The following is a 19648-nucleotide window of genomic DNA, read 5'->3' on the forward strand; positions in this document are numbered from 1 at the left end:
CCACATGTACAAGAGTCATCTCGTCCACTTCCAATAGGCCGTATTTCGCCGTCAGGCCCGAGACGCACTGCATGGGCAGTTCCACAGTTTTCACAGACTGCTGCTGCCCGCTCTCTCTCACCTTCCTTCGTCATAGCTACTCTTGTGTGAGGATGTGAGTTAACCATTGTTCATAGGGAAGAGAGATAGTGTCTTGCTGATCAGTTCGCATACATACTTACCGAATTGTAGAGACTCGATGACTACGACCGATCAGGGCTCGTGGAGTGACCAGTTCGAAAACGTATGATGCAGTCAATCTAGGATTAGAAGCGCCTGACGAATTCAACCTGCGAAATGCTGCAGAACTGGAGTGTCAGGTGGTCGTAGTGTGATTTTTATTCAATCACAGGGAACAACGGCGACTCCGTTATGCGTCGTGGCGAACGAGAACTCAAAGCACAACGTAAGTAGGAAAACCGGGACGTGAGTCTCGAATGATGTATCGACTAACTCGTATATTTGGTACGTTGGCACTGTCTAGTTTAGCACCTCGGCTGGAGTCTGTCCGTTGAGTGATTGGTGCGGTCGTTGTGTATTATAGTAGTGTACAAATTGTTCAAGCCATTCTCTGGCGCTCCCCCGACTGCCCACCCACGAATTATGGAAACGGTCAACCCGCATCTTGAAAGTCTGAAACCACTTTTCGATCAGGTTTCACTCGGCGTAGTCGAGCTGACCGCTTAACCCTAATCGAGAGAGGGTAGTCAGATAGCCGTAGCCAACGACGAGAAACACCGTCTCGGAGAGATCGTGTTTTTCGGTCAATCGATGCAGGAACGCAGCGGCTGGATCAGTGCCTCGTCGTCCAAACACTGCGACATCAAGGATTAATCGTGAGTCTAGGTCTATTGCAGCGTATGACCAAGACCAGTTGCCGTTGATCTTGACAGCGGTTTCATCAATGGCGACCCGCGACGGCTGCGCCGTCGGCGGGTCTGGCACGCTGTCAGTCAGCCGATGTACCCAGTGCCAGATTGCTTGATGAGAACGTTCTACGCTGATTAAGCGAAGAATTGCTTGTGTCTCACGGAGAGAACAACCGGTCGCGTGGAGACGGACGGCGACACCCGTCAGGGTGTTCGCCGTCCGCTCACGCTCCCAAGATTCATCAAATTCCGCCGCGTAGCACTCGCTGAGCAGGTCTGCGAGCATCATTCCAAACCAACTCTACAACCTGCTCACTTCTCAAACCGCGCTAACTAGACGGTGCCGATGGGGAAGTGCTGTCAGTCTGTGTTCCTATCATTCAGATCTAATACACTAAACTCAAATTTAAATACTCGAGGCAGAGCAGGTCGAAAAGTAGTTTCACACCTTCAAAATGCGCGTTGGCCGCTTCCATGACTTGTGGATCGCAGTCGGCGAGTGTCAGGGTGTGGCTTGAATAGTTCATACACTATTATAACACACAACAACCGCACTAATTACTTGACGGGTAGTCGCTAGCGGAGGTGCTAAACTAGATAGTTTCATTCTCGCTAATTTGTTTCTTGCTCTGATCGTTGTCTACGTCCTCGGCTATCACCTTCGCAGCGAGGCGTTCGGTTCGTACGTCTACGCCCCCAGTTACGGGATTTCAACTGTGCTGCTGAGTGCCGCGCTATTTCTGTTTCTCCTCTCACAGCCGAAGCTGTTCGCCAACACGCCGCTCCCCGCGTGGGGAACCTACGCGGTGGGAATCTATGTTACTCACCCGACAGTATTTGCGATCCTGCGAGCCTTGCGTGAGACACTGGAGTCGATGGGCTATGCAATCGATTCTATGATCATCTGGCATCTCGTCACAACACCCGCGACCATCGTCGGCGCGCTCGTAGTCTATCTGCTCGCTCACAAGCTCAGGCTGATAGAGATCGGGGCAGTCATTTGCCCGGGGAACCATGGCTCGAAACTCGCAGGTCGAATTAACACTACAATTCGATGAATCCCTCTTCTATCTCAACTAGTTCCACTAAGAACGTCAAGATGAGACGAACTGGGAACTCCTGATCTGATAGCTGTTTCCTGCGAGAGACGCGCCCTATATTCAGCACAACTGCTGAACTACCTGCGGTGCAATCTGCGTATCGTGTTTTCGTGTTGTCGTCACGTGAATATCGAGAATGGCGTTGGTCGCCGTATCGACCAACAGGATCGTCTTCAACTGCTGGATTTTCAGGTTCATTGGCTGATTTCCGACAGTACAGTATCCTAGGTGCGTGCAATCCGCAGTTGGCCCATCAGAGACTCGAGAACGATCTCGAACTCGGGACATTGCTCCCGTGTAACATCGTCGTATACAACGGTGACAAGGGCATGGTCATCACTGCGGTCGACCCGCAGCGTCTGATTGGTGTCGCTGACGACGACAAGCTTGACCGGATCGGCAACAGCGTGTACGAGCGCTTCGAACGGGTTCTCGAGTCATTATGACCCGGGTCCGGTGCGGCCGTTCGGTCGCTCCCGCCGCACATTTCATGCTGACGCTGCATTCACTTATGGAGCGGGGTGGTGTCCGTCGTGTATGACAGATTCGAATGACGACGAGTTCGACCCGACGGCACCCGACCAGCGTGAAATCGGCCGCGAAATGGTCGACGAAAGCACGGGTCTTGGCTCGGTGATGGCCCACGCGTACCGCGGCGAACTCGGCCGGGTGGATACGTGGCGACAGCGCCTCGACCAGACGACGACGTGGGCCGTGACCGTGATGGCGGCGATCCTGACGTGGGCGTTCTCGAGTCCCGACAATCCCCACTATATCCTGTTGATCGGCATCGTAGTCGTCACGGTTTTCCTCGGTATCGAGGCACGGCGGTACCGGGACTACGACGTCTTCCGGGCGCGCGTTCGGATTCTTCAGGAGAATCTACTCGCGACCGCCCTTGACCCGTCGCGGGGCGTCGAGCACCTCAACTGGCGAGCGGAACTGAGTCAGGACTACCGCGAGCCGACAGTGAAAGTATCGATGCAGGAAGCCCTCGTGAATCGCCTCCGGCGCGTGTATCTCGCGCTACTCGGTGTCCTCCTCGTTGCGTGGCTCTTCAGAGTGACCGCATTTGCGGCACGCGAAGACTGGATCGAAACCGCTGCGATCGCTCGAATCCCTGGATCGATCGTGATCGTGGTCATCGGCGTTTTCTACGCTGCGCTGCTTGTGACCGCGCTGTGGCCGCGAGAACGTCAGGCGAAGGGTGAATTCCGCAAAGAAACAGAAACGGAGGGTGACTGGAAAGATTCAGATGCGAAAGATGAATCGCGTAATCGATGATCAACCGTACGGAACTGTACGCTCGAGCTTCGACGGTCACCTCGTCGTCCACTTGCGAGGCCGCGACGGCCTCCCGTGTAGACGTCGAACCGTTCGGTGTAGCGCTCGGTGAACGCGGCCGAGATGTTCCCGTCAGCCGTCAGGAGGAGCTGTGGGCGACAGCCGACGATCGACACGTCGCGAAGAAGTACGCGAGTTCGGCCGCGATGTAGCCGCTGCCGACGATGACGAGATGATCGGGCGGCACCTCTAACTGGAGTGCCTCCCAACTGGTGATGGAGTCGACATCCTCGGTCCCGTTGATCGGCGGAATCGACGGCCGCGTTCCTGCCGCAACGAGGACGGTATCGGCTCGAGCGTCGCGATGGGCAGCGCCGAGTCTGCGATCGGTGTGTCGATCGGAAAGCCGAGTACGACGACTTCCCGTGCTACACGCCGGAGAACGTCGACGTAGCGCGGGATCGGCTCGTAGACCGAAATTCCGAGCGCATATGCGAACCGTTTACCGCCCCAAGGGTTGAATGTGGTAGATCTGAAGAAGAAGCATGAGGAACGCCGCCAATCGCTTCTCGCAGATAGCTACAGACTACGACGACAGGCAACACAACGACGAGTATAACGCGTGCGTCTCGCTCGTCATTGACCACGCCGACCCGCGTCCCGACGACGTGGTACTCGACCTCGTACAAGCACAGGCCTGATTGCACTCACGCTCGCCGAGAACGCTGAGCACGTCGTCAGGCGTGACATCAGCGAGGGGATGCTGGAGAAGGCCCGCGCGAAGGACGACGGCGGCGGCATCGATAACGTGGAGTTCGGCGACGGTGAGTTCCGAGACCCGCAGTACGATGGTGAGGGGATATTGTCGTCTCGAACTTCGCCATGCACCACCTTCCTGACGAGGAGAAACGCGAAGCCATCGACGTCATCGCCGGGCTCGGCCCGCGCCGGTTCGTCCTCGGCGACGCGATGTTTTTCGGCTCTCCCGACCCCGAGCAGCCGTTATTTGGCCACGGGGTTGACGCAGCAATCGTCGGCATACTCGTGAACGAACTCACCGACGCTGGATTCGTGGTGACGGAGGTCGAACGCGTACACGACCAGGTGGGTGTCCTTGTTGCCGAACGACTGGAAATTCCGCAGAAATAGCAGACACTGAGATGTCCACAACCGAGGAGAGATTGGCTATAAAACACCTGTCCAGGTACATCCGCCCTCGCTGACGGTATCTCGCCGTCGAGAGAGAAACGTTGCTCAATTCCTTTCTCTCGCATGTCCGTTCCAGTACGAACGCTGGTTCGCCGCACAAGTACAAAACTATAATGAACAGACCGAGACTAGTTCATCCGCGTTCTAATTGAGTCGAAGGTATGTATCATTTCCATCCACCAAGGTTGTGTATCTTCGAGTTGTTTTACCGATCTATACCGGAGAGGCCCCCTCTTCGGTCGGATCCGCGAATACCGTTCGTTGGGGAGCGTGGACTCTATATTCAAAATTCGGTAATCTGGGGATGATTCCTGAATAGAATGTTATTCTTCCTATTTCAGTAATCCACCTTCCTGAAGAGATGGGCATCCCTCCGTCGCCCTCTCTAAAAGAGAAATAGAATGCTATTCAGGCTATTTTGAAATCGCATTTTTTCGTTCTTGTTCGAACCGTTCAGCGACCTCATCCACTAAGTCTTCCTCTACAACCGTGCGCAGCAAGGCGTCAGTCATTTCACGGACAACGATGTTCTGATATCCACGCGTATTGAGTTCGCGCTCTAATTCGTAGTTCAGCCAGGAGTCAAAGTCTTCAATAGTTTCTTCGCGTGCGTAAAATGGCCGTTGATTGGCTGCCTCGTATGAAAAGGCAGTGTCTGTCATCGGGTCCAGTTCCTCGATATCCCCCTCATCTGATTCGTCGACGTGTTCGGTTGTTGGGTCTGAGGTAGGTGGCTCGGTCGGTGCCTGGTCACTCTTCGTATCGTCCTGCTCGTCAGAATCGTCATCTAATGTCTCACTCAGATCTGCAAATGGGTCACCGTCATCAGTCATCGCGAACCACCTCACCGGCCTCAACAATGTGCGCGAGTTCGTCGAAATTCTTCAGTTGATCACAGTTGGGGTCGTAGTCCAACAGCGGTTTGCGTTCACCGTACGCCTTCGTGATACTCGTTCGGTCGCGGATACCTGGTGTCGGACTAAGATCCCCAGCACTAACAGCCTCCCAGTCCGTGATTCGAGCGAAGTTCGGAATTCGATCCTGCAAACTGTTGTGGGAGTTCAGTCGTTCGAGGAGCTGACGATCCTGCGTCTGGTGGTCGATACGCGCGTTCAGCATATTCGGAACAAGCGCGAGAACGTCGACATCCATGTGTTTTCGCAGCGGAGCAATCTGGCGCTCAATAGTGCGTTCTAGTCCGGACATCGCCTCGTTCCCGGGCGCTAGTGGAAGCACAAGATTAGACGTCGCGACGAGTGCGTTGTCGGTCAGTCGGGAGCGATATGCGGGCGAGTCCGTGACGATGAAGTCGTATTCGTTGCCAAGCAGCGGCTCAACGACTTTGCGCTTCAATAGAGCAGACGGCTGGAAGACGTCACCGACGACGATTTCTCGCTCAACCTGCTCGAGATCCTCGCTCGAGGGAAGGATGTCGAATTCATATCCAGTATTGTAGACAACTGAGGTTGGGTCTGCCTCGTCGAAGAAGACCTCACCGATCCCCTCGTCTGTATTGTGGTAGTGGTCATCGAACCCGAGACCGACTGATGCGTGTCCATTCGGATCGAGGTCAATAAGGAGAACATCATGGTCGTGGGTAGCTAGCTGACGCGCGAGATTCACTGCGATGGTTGACTTGCCAACGCCACCCTTCAGCATACAGACTGAAACAGCTCGAGAATTCCCCGCTGTATCCACGGATTCGTATGGACTATTCGGGCTATTCGTACTATCTACGCTATTCCTACTATTCGTTCCCGCCATGCTATTCTGGAATAGTTCCCTGCCCCACTTATAACTAAGGGAAGTGAATAGTCTGGATATAAGAAATAGTATGGATAGCATGAATACTTCGAATAGCAAGAATAGCATAAACAGAAAAAGAGTCCGAGTTTATAGAATAGTATAAATAGTGTAAAATTCATAAATAGAATACTATCTTGAAATAGTATCCAATTTCAGAATACCCCTAATAGAGGGGACCCATTACATGCCTCAGACGAGAGGGTTCGTACCTACTCCGTCCCTTTGTTAATGATTGCCTCGTCCAGTCTCTTCCAGACAGTATCGAACAGAGGTGGATCGCCGGTCAGGTCAGGGAGTGAGGTTTCCCACTGGCGCTGAAGGTCCTCGCGCTGATCCACCGGTAGACCCATTGTAAGATCGATGTCAAGGTCGTCGTGGTTGCACTTTGCTTCGAAGGCAGGAAGGACAACGCCGAAGTCAATCTCAACAGACTCGGTCTCTAAGAGCTGGTAGAGGTCGTAGTAGTCTCTGGCAGCACCCCGTTGGAAGATCGCCCGAAGTTTCTCCGCGAAGATCTCTTCGACACTATACGCCTGCAATTCGAACTCCGGGATATCCTCGTAGGAGTGCGTATAGTGAACTGGGTCGAACGCGACATACTCGTCGACCATCACGTCAAGGCTAGTCGTATTCGGATGGTCAAGCACTGCCCGATACTGGATGCTCATGTCAACGTAGTGTGTCGGATAGTGTTGCTGGCGGGACTCGTGGTGCTCGCTGATAGTGAACTCAATCCCGGAGCGGTCGGTTACCGTGTCGAGGACGTCGCGGAGGCCGTCTTCTGATCCTTTATACTGGCCTTCGACGCCGAAATCGAGATCCTCTGAGAACCGCCACGACTGAGGGAAGTAGAGTTTGCTCAGCGCCGTTCCACCTTTGAACATGAGGTTCTCGCCAAAGCCACTCGTGAAGATACCCCAGAGAATCCAGGAGTTGACGTAGTTCTTCTCAGCATAGCCCTGGCGGACACCTAGCTCACGGGCAAGGACACGGAGTCGGTTTTGACTGATCATTAGAATCAGGACTTCGTTGGACCGAGCGTGCCCGGGTCGACATTGATTCGAAGGCGGTACTCGCTGTCATAGGTCCCTTGCTTGCTCCACGTTGGGTCGAGCAGCGAGTATCCACTCGTGAATGACTCGACGAGCGTCTCACGCGTCGGGAGGTCGATACCTAGCTCGTCGGCAAGGTAGACGAGTCGCTTGGTCGCCGCGCCGTTGTCGAGCCGCTGGAGATACTCACCGACCGTCGCCCACGAACAATCCTGGTCGTCCGCTGCGACCATCGCCTTTGCGAGTTCTCGGATGCCACCGCAGTACTCAGGATGATCGGCACAGTCGACGAGCGTCTTCTCCAAGTTGGCGACGTTCACAGTGGTTCCCTCAATGGACGTCGGCTCGTAGCCGAAGAACTTCCGTTCCGTAATGGTCGCGACGCGATAGGGGACGCCGTGAATCTCGCGACTCTGGGCTCGCGTTGGGGTGACGACGTACACCGTTCGCGGGACCTGCTCAGTTAGCCCGTGATGGCTGAGGGCGCTATAGTAGCCGATGTACATCGGCTCGGCAACGTGTGCGGCGATGAGATACTCGTGAGTCGTATACACAGCGTCCTCGCCAGCAGCGAGCGGAATGATGAGATATCGGCCGGGGAGAAGCCGATCCAGCCACCCTTTCTCGGTAAGTCGGGAGGCGATCCCTCGGGCGGTGTTAGGCGCGATCTCGAGCGTCGCTTCGATGTCGTCGATCGAGATGATTTGATGGCCCTCAGCGGCGAGATGCGAAAGGAGTCGGCTCTCACGAGTCGAAAGCCCCCTCCGTATAGTTTGGGTCTCTTGTGTAGAACTCATACCTGCGTTTCGTACATAGAATATGAAGTCCGGCAGGCTTCAACGTTGCGCCTCCACCTTGTCGGACGGACACCGGAGCATGAGCCTAGTGGACCATCCAGTAAGTTCCGACCCGGTTACGTAGCGATTCTCACGGTAGATACGAGGGGAGCACTCCGCTGCCAAGAGTTGCCCCCATCGATCAGTTCCCTAACTGGGTATGGATTTACTGGATCATCCACTAGTTAGAGTGATTGATTGAGTCGTTATCGAGAACGCTGGCAAATGCAACATTCTGTGTGACCTGTTCAATTTCGACTCTAGGCTCATTACCGGGATGCGCACCTGGAATGATTACGATATAGCCGCGTTCAGCTTTTGTAATTTCGAAGACGCCCAGCGCAACTATCTCAAGATCCTCGGTCAAACGAATTCTCCGAACATAGTTCTCAGTCGCTTGGAATGGCGATTTCAGAGCTTCACGTTGGCAACGTCAATTCTACCGACTCATTGAGCGGAACCGCGTTTCGAAGCCAGTCAAGATGTACATGCAGTACACGCAGAGCGGCTGCGCTTGAACGTGCTCGCGACCAGGGCCCCGCTGTCCATCCCGAACAGGATGTCAAGTACATATCATCGACGAAAAACCGGTGCGAGAGCGTGTTACCCTTGCTCACGAGGATACGGAACAGTATGATCTATCGTACTATGAGACGGAACTATCCGAGCGGTCGAGAATATCATCTCGCCCCTGGGATGAGATCAATTAGATATTCGACGAACACTGGCAGATACACGAGCGTCTAAGATCACGTCGTTCTAACTACATAGGTAGATAGGAGTGAGACCACACACCCCCCTCGTTCGGAATGAGATAGTGCCCTCTATACCACCAGATTTAGAGTTGTGTTTCCACCCGATCAAGAGGTTGCAGAGATGAATACGGTATGTGGACGGTCTCGGAGCGATCTATTCAGCAGATAGAATAGCTGGACTTCCTGTGTTAGGCGTATTCACGAATACCCCTAACTAAGGCGTATTTAACTTAATGAACTATTTGCGCAGCTAGGTAATAAATCTAGGGCAGTAACTAGATGAGAGATACTTGGAGGTATACGCAGCCTTTCGATTTTGGGTAGATTACCAGCTCTAGATGCCTTACTGAAAGATTGCGTCCATACAGTCGACCATACGGGATCTCATTCCGAACGAGGGGGGTGTGTCCCTGTAGCTCCTGTCTGCCTTTATCCTAATTGGGCTAGAATCAATATCGTCAATTAATTCGGCAAACAGCTCACTCCGAATCAGGGGGGTCTGTAGCACTCCCGAATCTCGGTCAATGGCATTGGAAATATTATAGTCTTATGATGGATCTCATTCCGAACCAAGGGGGTGGGGCCACCGTAAGACGTGTACTGGATCGATAGCTCATTCTGAATCGGGTCTCATCGTGTAGGGTTCCGATATCATCCAATTTCACGCTATATAACGTCTAATGAAGCCAAATCTCATTCCGAACTAGGGGGGTAACGACTAAGTAGTAGCCTTCCCAGGATAAATCTATGACAAACAGCGAAGAACCAGATAGGGGAGGTGACGCATCGACCACGGACCAACAGCTGGATGATTTTTCGTCGACCTCGGAGGAAATCCAACGACAAGACTCGAACGACCCGGCAAATGACCCGTTATTCGTTCGGGAAGGCGATGAAGATGGTTCTTCAACTCATATCTGGGCAGATCGAGATTTACTCTCAATTGGAACAGTTCCTGGCCCCGATCGAATTGTCGGTCGTGACACGGAAATCAAATCGGTTGCTGGAGAAATCCGACACCTCATTCATGAATCACAACCAAACCATGTCGTCATTTATGGCGAAACTGGAACTGGAAAATCACTTGTCAGCCGTCACGTGTCCGACCGCCTTGTTGATACTGCCACGGCCCGTAACGTTCCCGCTGCTAGCGTCTACGTTGAGTGCAAGAAGAATAATACCGAAACACGAGTCGCTCGAACAATCGCTCGTGCCCTAAGCGACAAATCTGATTCTGATCTAGAAATCCCTCGAATCGGATTAGGCTCCGCCGAGTACTACGATTATGCCTACGACATCATCGACGAGTACTACGATGGAATCATTGTTATCCTTGATGAGATCGACATGGTTGATAACGCTGAGGGCCTCCTCCATGAGCTCTCGCGAGCTCGAGAAGCCGGTCACACCGATGCCTATATCGGAATCATTGCTATCAGCAACGACATCGATTTTGGACAAAAACTCAACGCACGCGTTCAGAGTTCGATGCGGACGACGGACTTCGTCTTTGAACCATATCAAAGCGATCAGATCGAGCAGATCTTGGAGTATCGACGAGACGCGTTCCAAGATGGCGTCGTTCAAGACGGCGTCATAACCGAGACTGCCGACCGGTCGGCGGATGAACACGGTGACGCAAGGAAGGCAGTCGATGTCCTACGGATTGCTGGTGATATCGCTGACGACACCGATGCAGAGGTCGTTAGTACAGAACACGTCGATAAAGCAGTCAAGCGTGCAGCGGTTAATCGAGTCAAGGAGACGATCGAGAGCACCTCACCGCAATCTAAACTCGTTCTCTACACTCTTGGTCGCTTGACTGGCTCGAATAATCGCCGCTTCCGCACCTCTGATATCTACAATCAATACGAGACGACCTGTGGTGATGTCGGTGCTGATCCTCTCTCGTATGATCGAGTGAGTCAGATTCTCAGCACGCTCGCACTAATGGGGATTTCTGAGTCTCACCAAGTCGGTGGCGGACATAAACAGGGTGTCTATCTGGAACACCAGCTTATCAAGGACAAAGATGTAGTGATGAAGGCAGTTGTCGAGAGCGATGAACGGCTTTCAGAACTTCACAATGGAACCTACAAGATTTGATCATGCATCATGAGGGTTCGCTCTACCTAGAACCCTTCTACTGAAGCTCATTCCGAATCAGGGGTGTCTAATCTTCTGAGAAGTGAACAAGCTCATTCCGAATCAGGGGGGTTGTTCTCGAGAGATCCAAGTTAGCTAATCGTTTGGACTGACCGGTCCTTTGTACTGCGAGCACACCTTCTCACCTTCCCGCCACTGCCAGTAGTAGTAGCGGTTGTCGTTGATTTCCTTTATTGTAGCGTCCCTATCTATAGCTATTTAACTCACAACACACTACGGCACTGTCTAGATAAGGAAAACCGCAAGACAGGACGATGACGAAGTAACAGGATCGATTGTGAAACCACCGTCTGTGATCTGAGATAACGAGATCCTGCTCCACGAGCGGCGAACATTCGACTGCTTCAGCAAACGTCTCAGAAGAAGTGATCATCACAGATCATACGGTACTGCTGTGACAGACGCTGAAACACCGTTCTACATCAGAAGCGCTTAACTAGACAGTGCCCACACTACCGAACTACAATGAGCGCTGAAAGTCGAGAAAAAGCCCGGAAAAAGGGCCAAAAAAGCGGCAAGGGGTCGGAGCTCTTGTCCCGATTACTCGGCCGCAAGAGTAAGGACAGCGACGACGAAGACTGACAGGCTTTTCTCTCCGTAAGTCTACCACACGAGCGACGAGCTATCTTGTTTCCGTACTTTTATACTCTGATAGAACACTGTTTCGATATGTACGATTTAACAGCCTTCCAGCGCGACCTGCTGTATGCGATCGCCGGCCAAGACGAACCGCACGGCCTCGCGATCAAGGAGGAGCTCGAAGATTACTACGAGAAAGAGATCCATCACGGCCGACTCTACCCAAATCTGGATACGATCGTCGATAAAGGTCTTGTCAAAAAAGGGGAAGCTGATCGCCGGACGAATTTCTATACGATTACTGATCGTGGTCGTCGCGAGATCGAAGCGCGTCGTGACTGGGAAGACCAGTACGTTAGCGATCTGCTATCAGAGTCAGAATAAGACGTTCTGACGCGTTCGATGTCCTCCTGCAGCGACGATCCTGAACTCAACACGCGTAGTGAGGATATTTGGGAGAACGGCTTCCCGACATAGCTTTGGCTTGTGGCGAGAACTAGTTAAAGAACGACTGGACCAAATTCTTCGCTGGGAACACTCTGTAGCTCATTTGGGCTTCTTACTGGTGTTTACAAAGTGTGAACAGTATTGGGTTTTTAGAATGGAGAGTGTGAGAATACTCGCGGCGCGCCGCAGGTCAAGGTGCAACACTGGGGGTGGCGCGTTGCACCGCAGGAACTCATTCTTAGCAGTGTGCCGCGAGTGTGAGAGATACCACCATATTTGGGTATATAAAACCACTCTGAACTACTATACAGTTGTCCCATCAATCCGCCTACTCGAGGACGTTGGTAGCTGGGATTGGAACAACTCTCCAACTCGAGAACCCAGAAGAACGATTTGATCTCTTCGCAGACGTCACCCCCTCAAAGCGTCCATGCAAAGGGTGGGGCAACCACTATGTAATAGGCTAGCAAACCTTCAATTGACCTGCCTTCGGTGCGGTCCCATAATTCCGAAGGTGGGTCTAATCTGCTGTTGGGACACTCTCGAAGGGTATTGGCAGACCCGCAATACCCTTTCAACTCGATCACTCCGACAGTAACTCTGAAGCCTCTCTGATTCTCGAGAGAATACTCGCTAGGGCACCGTCTAGTTACGCGGTTCTGATGTAGGACTGTGTTTCAGCAGCTGTGGCGCTGCTGGTGATGAGATGTCTGAGAGTCGCTCCTCGAGAGAAGTATGCTGAAGCAGCGAATTTTCGCCCCCTAGAACAGCGTTTCTGTGTGTCGGGTTCTAGCCGGTAGTTTCACAGTCAGTCTTGTAACCCCATCGTCGCCATGTCTTTCGATTTCTCTTATCTAGACAGTGCCGAAGTTCAGGAAATAAATATTTTTAATTGATTTCCAACATATACTCTGCAAGGCCATAGGGATCAGGGTGATCGCATAGTGCGCAGAGCACCTCACACTTGTCAGTGTAATCACGCGTGTTCTGAGGCCGGGGAGAAATGGGTAGCTGGCGGATAGTGTCATGTCTCGCGAGTACGGTCACTCCCCCCGACCGGGGAGAGCTACACTCGCCTAACAGATAAAGCAAGCACCCGTTCTCCCCACTTAGGCCCTCCCCTCGAGTACCGAGAGCAGGACTTTCGACTCGCTTTCTGCCGAAAGCATTACAGCGGAAAGGAGGGGTGTCAGCTGACTATTCGTCGGCGATCCGGCATCGATTGACTGGTGGCGAGGATGGCTTCGCCGAATCGGCCAGTGCTCATCGACAATTTGATCAACGAACCAACACTCTTAATTGCCACTGGTTGGAATCACCAGCTGGCGGGAGAACGGAACAGAGCCGTTCCACAGTTCCGTCCGAACTGAGAAATGCCCGCCAGTGATCGAGGAACGTTTCACCATCAACCATTCCCCCGATGCCTGATCCTCGATCGACCCCTACCTGATTCACCCATTGACCAGTCGGAAGGGGGCTCCGACGCCGGCCATCCCCCGGCGTTTTCGTGTACCACTCGAGGAACCCGAACTACCCGCTTGGATCCTACCCTCGCGTATCTAAATGACGGCCGTAGATACGTCTCCTCCCGCTAACACGACCCGCACGTCTACGATGGGGGTTGACGGATCCACCATTGTGATCTCTCTGTTGGGGGAGATAGTGGGTTACCCCCATACTCTCCTTGTACTGAGATAAGGCAGAAGTAGTGGAAGTTCGTCGATCTCACTGAGCGGGGTGTGCGAGCAGTGATAAAGCATACAGCAGAGCGTACAGCCGCCGAGACGGGTGACGGCGACATCAGCACACAAGTTCTCACGATCTCCGACGTCGGTATGCACAGCGGCTTCTCGTTGATAAGCAGGGAAACCCTGGAGTTGTCATGGCGGTCGGTGGCTGGGACTCATTCCAAGCGATCGAATCCTATCTGAACGCACCCACTGCCGACGTAGTCAATGAGGCTTTCGAGGACGCTGGCCTAGCGTAACATTCGATCAACAGGGTGACAGAGAAAAGGTCCTGTACCCTCTCTGTGACTACCCGATAAACGGTAAGTACAGGCTGAGGCGTTACCGCTGCGGTCGGAGCACAAGCGCAGCACCCGCGAGCGACCGAAAGGGAGCGAGCGGCCTTTTTCATCGAACTTTTTGCGCCGAGCGGTTCCGCGCGAAGCGCGGAATCCCGAGGCGGAAAAAGTTCGTTGCGCATGTGTAGTGAGCGTGTGCTTCACGCTAAAATATATTTGAAGAATAGAATTTCAATAGAACCGTCTCAAGGAGTGTCTCATGCAGTTCGTTGACGGGAATCTGCTCGTTATCCACGGCGCCGCGTTCTGGTGATACCCCTGATCACCGTAGTCCGAGTCGGGACCGGATCGTCGCACCGAGATATCGGTTGAGTTCAGGGACGTCCTATGGACCGGGCTCGTCTGTCGTCATCGGTCCAGTACCTCAACATCGGGATTCGCACCAGCTGGACCAGCGACTGCTTTCGCACGCTCGAGTTCGCGGCGCTCTCGTTGGGCCTGCCGTTCGAGGGTAACTGCCCGACAACAGCGGTCGCTTCTCCCGTCGTCGACGACATCGTCGTCAGCAATCGTGAACCGCTTGCCACGGTGGCCCATCTGCTCGAGCATCAGAGCACAGCCTCCTGAGCCACGTCTCGAGCGTCCGCCTGTAGGTGTTCGTATCGGACCTCACAACTGTCCGAGCAGAACCGGCCAGTGTATCCTGCCTGATTGCGAATGAGTGCCAAGCAACTCGGCATCCGGCACGCATTGCGCTCGGTCATCTGGCGATACCTCGGTTCAGAAACCACGCCGTCTCAGTGTCTAGTGACGCGGTTGCTACGTTGATCGTCCACATGGATTTCTGCGGTGGGCTTCATTGAGCCCCCGCACTCTTTCAGGGGGGGTATAAACTCATCAGGTGCAGTGCTATCGCGCGCCGTTTGTCGAATCTCCTGTTCTGGGTTACGGCCGTGATCTGGTGTTCTACATAGATCACAGCACCAAATCAGCGTCGCAGGGATAGAGGTATCTGAGTCGGTCTCATGGCCGTCGAACTGGTGAATGACTCCTCTACCACAATGTCGGCAGAAGAGCCATTGCTTAGTCGGGATACACAGTTGCTCCTGGATTGTAAGCGTGGGCACAAACAGTGATAATGCCTCTAAAATTGCTTCTCTGGCAAGCACTATTCGTATCAATATATCGAACGCCCATCTTGACAACTTATCACCCACGCAGTGAGTGCTCTGCTACGTTACCCGACTGATTGTGTTCTCTGTGGTCACGAGAGCGAAACGCACGAAGACCACGAACAACACATGGAGGAGGCTCATGGCTGCTAACGATCACTCCTCGAGCGGTACTGATCAGTCGCCGTTAATCGATTCGTCGAAATCCTCCTCATCAACTCGAGAAAACGATGTCCCACCACATCGACAGCCGTTTCGAGCACCAAGTGGGAGGATTTCTCCATCATCGGTTATTGCTGCAGTATATGCTGTTCCACATCGGTCGCAGGTAGCAAGTAGGTCTCTCTCCTCCTCATCTTCCGGCATCTGGTATTGGGCTCCGACCATATCTGACTATTTAGGACTGAGACAACCGGATATCGCACGGATGGCTGGCCTCGAACGCAAAACGGTCTACTCGCATCTTGACCCGTTGCTCGCCTACGGGATTGTCGAAAAGTCGCGAACGGTCGGCAACAGCACGATGTATCAGATCAACACGGATAACGAGGCTACGAAGGCCCTCAGAAAGTTCGACCACGAACTGATGCAGATCCTCGCCGCTAAAGAGGACGCTGGTGAGCTCGATAAGGATGGGACGCCGATCGTCGCCGAAAGCTGAACTGGCCAGCTACTCTTTCCATTCAAGTTCCTCGAGCGCTGTCTCAACTCCGCGTATCTGCCTTTGGTGATGGTGCCGCAATTGAGGATATCTGGGAAATTTCGTACCCAGTCACCGCTGCTCCAGAGTGGCGGTTCACGATTGAACGCCACGAAACCGATGATGAGCTGCCATACGAACCCGACTTCCTCGAGGACTAACCAGTAGCAACTCCAGATCGTTTATTTTCTAGCTGTATTTGTAGACAACAAAAGCTATATGGGGCGAACTCGCACCTATATTTGTACTCTGCTGAAGTCGCTCTACGAGATCACGTTGGTAACAGAGCGTAGGTAAAGTACAGAGGAGATATGAAACCCGATACCCAGAACCCTCAGAAAGCAGAGCTTGACCACGAAGACCTGACGCCAACGGAACTGTTCGGTATCCTTTCAGCAGAACGCCGCCAACACGCGCTCATCTATCTTGCTCAGAAGCCAGCAGCAATCTACCTCGGTGATCTTGCGGAATACATCGCACTCAAAGAGGGGGAACCGACGCGCGAACGATACGAACGGATCAGTGTCGATCTTCATCACTGCCACCTTCCACACCTGTGTGGTGCCGGTCTTGTTGATTATGATGCTGAGACCGAGCTGTTGGAATTAGACGTCGATCGCAGTCTTATCACCCCATACTTACAACTCACCGAATATACGGCTTAGTCGATATATTACTCGAGACTTACGTACTGGCTTTCCCATTCGTGACATGCTTCGAGTTCTCGTTCGCCCCGACACGGAGTAGTCGTTGTTCCCTGAGTGAATAAAGAAATCACACTGCGATCTCCAGCACTCCAGTTTTGCAGCCTCTCGCAGGTTGGGCTCGGTAGGCGCTTCTAATTCTGGATCAACGACGTTTTCGAGTTGGTCGCTCCACGAGCCTTGATCGGGTCGTAGTCCTCGAGTCTACGCAATTCGGTAAATGTGTATGCGTAGTGATCAGCAAGCGTGTTGTTTGAATGAATCGAAGTTCGAAGCAGACTGGTTGGTCGGAATCGTAGGTTTTACTAAAAGTGTATTCTTATTATGAAAGCATCCACATATGAGGCTTCGTCAACCAACTGACTTTCTTATCCTTGAGGAACTCGAAGACAAAGGTCGAAACGTTGCGACGAATTTAGCCGCTCATACGGGGAAGAGTCGCAAGAACATCAACACACGATTGCCGGTGCTTGAAGACTACGGCCTCGTTCAGAAGATCGGTCCGGCCGAGCGATCCGGATTGTATGAAATCACGTCCGAGGGGAAGGCAGCCCTCCTCTACCAGGATCAGTACGACCAGGTAGACAACTTCGAGGAACTCATTGAGGGGCCCGACACCGTCACCGGCGACAATGACGACAATCCTCAAACGAGTTTCGCTCGCGGTGGGGACGAGACCGAAGACACCTGAGTGGCTGCTCGACATCACTGAATTTAGGTCTCGAGTCACCGACTTCAGCTAGTTATTGGGTAAAGTATATTTCATCTGCGTCGACAGACTCCACTATGGGATTCGAGGATATCCTCCCCGATCGAGGATTGACTGATGGCGAGTTCCGACAGCTCCAACAGCAGGATACGTTCGATGCCGTTCTCCGCGACGATCGGGGCGGCCTCGCGACGTTCTTATTCCTGCAGAAAGATGGGACCGAGACAGCCCTTCATTACAACGACGACGAGGGTTGGCATGTCCACCACGAGGACATGGAACTCGAGAATCCGCACCCGCCGACGCATGATCACGGCGAGAGCTGCGGGTGCGGTCACCACAACTGAACGCTACGCTTCCCTGCTATCTGAATGAAGAATCTCACCTATTGCTAAGCGCCGGTCGATACAGTACGGTCACCATCCTCGGAAACGATCGCATCAAAAAGCGGTGTGAGAATGTTTATGACATCGTCATCACAGGCTAATGGATCAAGATGGTAGTGAGCGACCGTCTCTGAATCATGGACCAACTTCGTGAGTGAATAGAGAAAGCTAAACGTGGAATCTAGATCCGTTTTGGTAAGGAGTTCATCAATTGACCTGAAGCAAAGCGTCGTCAGATGCGGATTGGACTGCCACGCCGAAAGAGATGATGCAATTCGCTCATGGAGTGTATCAAGGTCTTGGTCATCAGCGATTAGGTCCGCTTCAATTGGCCCAGGAAGCGTGACCGATTGTGTGCCTGCCGATCGGGCAAAGTCACCAAGGCTGACGATCTTCCGTTGAGCCCGCATTTCGAGTCCCTCCGCATGCCACTCGTTTACTGTCTCATCTGCAGCTTGATCGACGGTCACGGTGAGGATGTTTTCCCGATCTGGTGGATGGGTGAACTGAAGATCAGTACACAACTCGTTGTCATCCCCCTCTGGTGCTAATAGTAGCACATTTGATACATTTCCCAGTCTCGTATGGACTGACTCTGGATCTCTGAGTAAAATCTGTCCGTCGCTATGGACACTCACATGGAATCCCTCATATTCGAACGAAAGAGACCACTCTCCCTCGGTATGGGCCATCTGATTCAATGCGTCCGGGTCGATCACGGACTGCAGCGGTGAGAGTTCTCCATGTCCCGCTCCGACAATAGATGCGATTGCCTGTATCACCTGGACGCTTGGCAAACCCTCATCATCAAACGTGAGATAATATGGCGTCTCATAGTCCATATCTTCCGATTCACCGATCAAGATTATAAGAGTACTTGCCAGTGAATCAACAACATCTGTTAGCACCTGCCAATAATTCTAATATTGGACAATGTACTCGATAACTGCCAACCAGACCACTCGGCCAGTAGAGGTATCTGAACGGATTCTGGAGCTTCTAGTTCAACAGAGCCTCTCGAGTAAGAGTTGAAGCTGATTCGATCCATTGGCTGAGATAACAATGAGTGATCCAGTCCACACGTGTCCGGCGCCGGACGGCTGCAACTTCACGACCGACGAGATCTCGGAGCTGACGGCACACATTAATACCGAGCACGCCGGCGAGTACACTGATCCACGCTGGCCGGACACGCCCGCGGGTCGGGCCTCGAGAGCGGCAGACGGCGGAGACGAAGACGATCAAGGCGGCACCGATGAGTGACCCCTCCGAGCGGCCAACACCTCCTGATGATCCGTTCGAAGACGTCGACACCTATCTTCAGTTCATCGGCCCCTGCCAGATAGAGCAAACGCTCGAGTCGGCCGGTATATCGACCCGCTGACCGGCGAGCGCCGCAATTTCAAGTACGACAATCTCATCGTACTCGCCGAGCTCCACCATCTTCACGATCACCTCGAGCGCGTCCCTACCAGCACTGACTTCGAAGAGCACGGCGAGATCTCGATCGGTGTCTATCAGGACCGGTTTGGTTCGTATCCACGGGCCCTCGAGGTTGCTGGCTTCGACCCAGTGTTCGTCGACGCTCAGGAGAAGGCGCGGTACCTGCGGGAGTACGAGGAACTGGTCGATCCGGAAGAGCACTCACTGTAGTTATCCCATTACCAGTGCATCCGAGACTGAAATGAGTAGTTCGGTAACTATGAGTGTATACTGAACGGCCTAACATTGCTTGACCCAGATAATCAGGGTGCTATGCAATCCAGATATACAGGAAGATGAGGTGGATATCTCTTTAATGGAGTCTCG

General features: G+C 53.0%; 18 protein-coding genes and 6 pseudogenes. 13 read left to right on the forward strand and 11 right to left on the reverse strand.

Annotation, left to right across the window (positions count from 1 at the left end):
* Nucleotides 1-519: 519 nt before the first annotated feature.
* Nucleotides 520-1197, reverse strand: a pseudogene (locus HTUR_RS26375) (IS6 family transposase).
* Nucleotides 1198-1525: 328 nt separating this feature from the next.
* Here HTUR_RS26375 and HTUR_RS23630 point away from each other — a divergent pair.
* A complete protein-coding gene (locus HTUR_RS23630) occupies nt 1526-1966 on the forward strand; it encodes a hypothetical protein (RefSeq protein WP_012945887.1) in 441 nt (146 codons plus the stop codon).
* Between the two features lie 111 nt (nt 1967-2077).
* On the opposite strand, the pseudogene HTUR_RS28320 reads toward HTUR_RS23630, so the two are convergent.
* Nucleotides 2078-2200 (reverse strand): annotated as a pseudogene (locus HTUR_RS28320) (IS5/IS1182 family transposase); the annotation flags it as partial.
* Nucleotides 2201-2211: 11 nt separating this feature from the next.
* Here HTUR_RS28320 and HTUR_RS23635 point away from each other — a divergent pair.
* A pseudogene (locus tag HTUR_RS23635) lies at nt 2212-2454 on the forward strand (DUF302 domain-containing protein); the annotation flags it as partial.
* Between the two features lie 91 nt (nt 2455-2545).
* The gene (locus HTUR_RS23640; RefSeq protein ID WP_012945888.1) at nt 2546-3292 is read left to right on the forward strand and encodes a DUF2270 domain-containing protein; all 747 of its coding nucleotides are present in this window, start codon (nt 2546-2548) and stop codon (nt 3290-3292) included.
* Nucleotides 3293-3308: 16 nt separating this feature from the next.
* Here HTUR_RS23640 and HTUR_RS28325 read toward each other — a convergent pair.
* A pseudogene (locus HTUR_RS28325) lies at nt 3309-3656 on the reverse strand (FAD-dependent oxidoreductase); the annotation flags it as partial.
* Nucleotides 3657-3837: 181 nt separating this feature from the next.
* Here HTUR_RS28325 and HTUR_RS23645 point away from each other — a divergent pair.
* A pseudogene (locus tag HTUR_RS23645) lies at nt 3838-4441 on the forward strand (class I SAM-dependent methyltransferase).
* Between the two features lie 473 nt (nt 4442-4914).
* Here HTUR_RS23645 and HTUR_RS23650 read toward each other — a convergent pair.
* From HTUR_RS23650 to HTUR_RS26385, 5 genes are all read right to left on the reverse strand, one after another.
* Nucleotides 4915-5334, reverse strand: coding sequence for a hypothetical protein (locus HTUR_RS23650; RefSeq protein ID WP_012945889.1), 420 nt, complete (start codon nt 5332-5334; stop codon nt 4915-4917).
* Complete coding sequence (locus HTUR_RS23655) at nt 5327-6265, reverse strand: ParA family protein (RefSeq protein WP_081443550.1); 939 nt, start codon at nt 6263-6265, stop codon at nt 5327-5329. Before HTUR_RS23655 ends, HTUR_RS23650 begins: the two co-directional genes overlap by 8 nt.
* A gap of 251 nt (nt 6266-6516) precedes the next feature.
* Nucleotides 6517-7320, reverse strand: coding sequence for a nucleotidyl transferase AbiEii/AbiGii toxin family protein (locus tag HTUR_RS23660; protein WP_012945891.1), 804 nt, complete (start codon nt 7318-7320; stop codon nt 6517-6519).
* Nucleotides 7321-7325: 5 nt separating this feature from the next.
* The gene (locus HTUR_RS23665; RefSeq protein WP_012945892.1) at nt 7326-8156 is read right to left on the reverse strand and encodes a type IV toxin-antitoxin system AbiEi family antitoxin domain-containing protein; all 831 of its coding nucleotides are present in this window, start codon (nt 8154-8156) and stop codon (nt 7326-7328) included.
* Between the two features lie 220 nt (nt 8157-8376).
* Complete coding sequence (locus HTUR_RS26385) at nt 8377-8562, reverse strand: TRAM domain-containing protein (RefSeq protein ID WP_226377574.1); 186 nt, start codon at nt 8560-8562, stop codon at nt 8377-8379.
* 1135 nt (nt 8563-9697) lie between these two features.
* Here HTUR_RS26385 and HTUR_RS23670 point away from each other — a divergent pair.
* From HTUR_RS23670 to HTUR_RS28330, 3 genes and pseudogenes are all read left to right on the forward strand, one after another.
* Nucleotides 9698-11056 (forward strand): Cdc6/Cdc18 family protein, encoded by a 1359-nt coding sequence (locus HTUR_RS23670; RefSeq protein WP_012945893.1) that lies wholly within the window; start codon nt 9698-9700, stop codon nt 11054-11056.
* A 729-nt stretch (nt 11057-11785) separates the two neighbouring features.
* Nucleotides 11786-12079 (forward strand): PadR family transcriptional regulator, encoded by a 294-nt coding sequence (locus HTUR_RS23675; protein ID WP_012945895.1) that lies wholly within the window; start codon nt 11786-11788, stop codon nt 12077-12079.
* A gap of 1781 nt (nt 12080-13860) precedes the next feature.
* A pseudogene (locus HTUR_RS28330) lies at nt 13861-14129 on the forward strand (site-specific integrase); the annotation flags it as partial.
* 447 nt (nt 14130-14576) lie between these two features.
* On the opposite strand, the gene HTUR_RS28335 reads toward HTUR_RS28330, so the two are convergent.
* Entirely contained in the window at nt 14577-14777 is a 201-nt protein-coding gene (locus HTUR_RS28335; RefSeq protein ID WP_081443543.1) for a hypothetical protein, read from the reverse strand.
* Between the two features lie 740 nt (nt 14778-15517).
* A complete protein-coding gene (locus HTUR_RS26400; RefSeq protein ID WP_081443552.1) occupies nt 15518-15706 on the reverse strand; it encodes a hypothetical protein in 189 nt (62 codons plus the stop codon).
* Between the two features lie 61 nt (nt 15707-15767).
* Between HTUR_RS26400 and HTUR_RS23690 the strand changes: the two genes are divergently transcribed.
* From HTUR_RS23690 to HTUR_RS23705, 4 genes are all read left to right on the forward strand, one after another.
* On the forward strand, nt 15768-16001 hold the full coding sequence (locus tag HTUR_RS23690) for a hypothetical protein (RefSeq protein WP_012945897.1): 234 nt from the start codon (nt 15768-15770) through the stop codon (nt 15999-16001).
* A gap of 350 nt (nt 16002-16351) precedes the next feature.
* Nucleotides 16352-16705, forward strand: coding sequence for a DUF7344 domain-containing protein (locus tag HTUR_RS23695; RefSeq protein ID WP_012945898.1), 354 nt, complete (start codon nt 16352-16354; stop codon nt 16703-16705).
* Nucleotides 16706-17084: 379 nt separating this feature from the next.
* A complete protein-coding gene (locus HTUR_RS23700; protein ID WP_012945899.1) occupies nt 17085-17435 on the forward strand; it encodes a winged helix-turn-helix domain-containing protein in 351 nt (116 codons plus the stop codon).
* A gap of 95 nt (nt 17436-17530) precedes the next feature.
* Nucleotides 17531-17800 carry a hypothetical protein gene (locus HTUR_RS23705; protein WP_012945900.1) on the forward strand — a complete coding sequence of 90 codons (270 nt, stop codon included), beginning with the start codon at nt 17531-17533 and terminating at the stop codon, nt 17798-17800.
* 44 nt (nt 17801-17844) lie between these two features.
* On the opposite strand, the gene HTUR_RS23710 is transcribed toward HTUR_RS23705, so the two are convergent.
* Nucleotides 17845-18681, reverse strand: coding sequence for a DUF7504 family protein (locus tag HTUR_RS23710; RefSeq protein ID WP_012945901.1), 837 nt, complete (start codon nt 18679-18681; stop codon nt 17845-17847).
* A 220-nt stretch (nt 18682-18901) separates the two neighbouring features.
* Between HTUR_RS23710 and HTUR_RS23715 the strand changes: the two genes are divergently transcribed.
* Both HTUR_RS23715 and HTUR_RS28750 read left to right on the forward strand, forming a co-directional pair.
* Complete coding sequence (locus HTUR_RS23715; protein WP_012945902.1) at nt 18902-19102, forward strand: hypothetical protein; 201 nt, start codon at nt 18902-18904, stop codon at nt 19100-19102.
* Between the two features lie 156 nt (nt 19103-19258).
* Nucleotides 19259-19492, forward strand: coding sequence for a homing endonuclease associated repeat-containing protein (locus HTUR_RS28750; protein WP_226377592.1), 234 nt, complete (start codon nt 19259-19261; stop codon nt 19490-19492).
* Nucleotides 19493-19648: the final 156 nt, after the last annotated feature.

Source organism: Haloterrigena turkmenica DSM 5511 (genome assembly GCF_000025325.1).
Taxonomy (GTDB): domain Archaea; phylum Halobacteriota; class Halobacteria; order Halobacteriales; family Natrialbaceae; genus Haloterrigena; species Haloterrigena turkmenica.

What these genes read in the sequence shown, in the direction of transcription:
- HTUR_RS23640 (WP_012945888.1), top strand. Translation starts at nt 2,546, where the DNA reads ATGACAGATTCGAATGACGACGAGTTCGACCCGACGGCACCCGACCAG.
- HTUR_RS23700 (WP_012945899.1), top strand. Translation starts at nt 17,085, where the DNA reads ATGAGGCTTCGTCAACCAACTGACTTTCTTATCCTTGAGGAACTCGAA.
- HTUR_RS23650 (WP_012945889.1), bottom strand. Translation starts at nt 5,334, where the DNA reads ATGACTGATGACGGTGACCCATTTGCAGATCTGAGTGAGACATTAGAT.
- HTUR_RS23655 (WP_081443550.1), bottom strand. Translation starts at nt 6,265, where the DNA reads ATGGCGGGAACGAATAGTAGGAATAGCGTAGATAGTACGAATAGCCCG.
- HTUR_RS23705 (WP_012945900.1), top strand. Translation starts at nt 17,531, where the DNA reads ATGGGATTCGAGGATATCCTCCCCGATCGAGGATTGACTGATGGCGAG.
- HTUR_RS23665 (WP_012945892.1), bottom strand. Translation starts at nt 8,156, where the DNA reads ATGAGTTCTACACAAGAGACCCAAACTATACGGAGGGGGCTTTCGACT.
- HTUR_RS23675 (WP_012945895.1), top strand. Translation starts at nt 11,786, where the DNA reads ATGTACGATTTAACAGCCTTCCAGCGCGACCTGCTGTATGCGATCGCC.
- HTUR_RS23710 (WP_012945901.1), bottom strand. Translation starts at nt 18,681, where the DNA reads ATGGACTATGAGACGCCATATTATCTCACGTTTGATGATGAGGGTTTG.
- HTUR_RS23660 (WP_012945891.1), bottom strand. Translation starts at nt 7,320, where the DNA reads ATGATCAGTCAAAACCGACTCCGTGTCCTTGCCCGTGAGCTAGGTGTC.
- HTUR_RS23690 (WP_012945897.1), top strand. Translation starts at nt 15,768, where the DNA reads ATGGCTGGCCTCGAACGCAAAACGGTCTACTCGCATCTTGACCCGTTG.
- HTUR_RS23670 (WP_012945893.1), top strand. Translation starts at nt 9,698, where the DNA reads ATGACAAACAGCGAAGAACCAGATAGGGGAGGTGACGCATCGACCACG.
- HTUR_RS26400 (WP_081443552.1), bottom strand. Translation starts at nt 15,706, where the DNA reads ATGCCGGAAGATGAGGAGGAGAGAGACCTACTTGCTACCTGCGACCGA.
- HTUR_RS23695 (WP_012945898.1), top strand. Translation starts at nt 16,352, where the DNA reads ATGAAACCCGATACCCAGAACCCTCAGAAAGCAGAGCTTGACCACGAA.
- HTUR_RS23715 (WP_012945902.1), top strand. Translation starts at nt 18,902, where the DNA reads ATGAGTGATCCAGTCCACACGTGTCCGGCGCCGGACGGCTGCAACTTC.
- HTUR_RS28335 (WP_081443543.1), bottom strand. Translation starts at nt 14,777, where the DNA reads ATGCTCGAGCAGATGGGCCACCGTGGCAAGCGGTTCACGATTGCTGAC.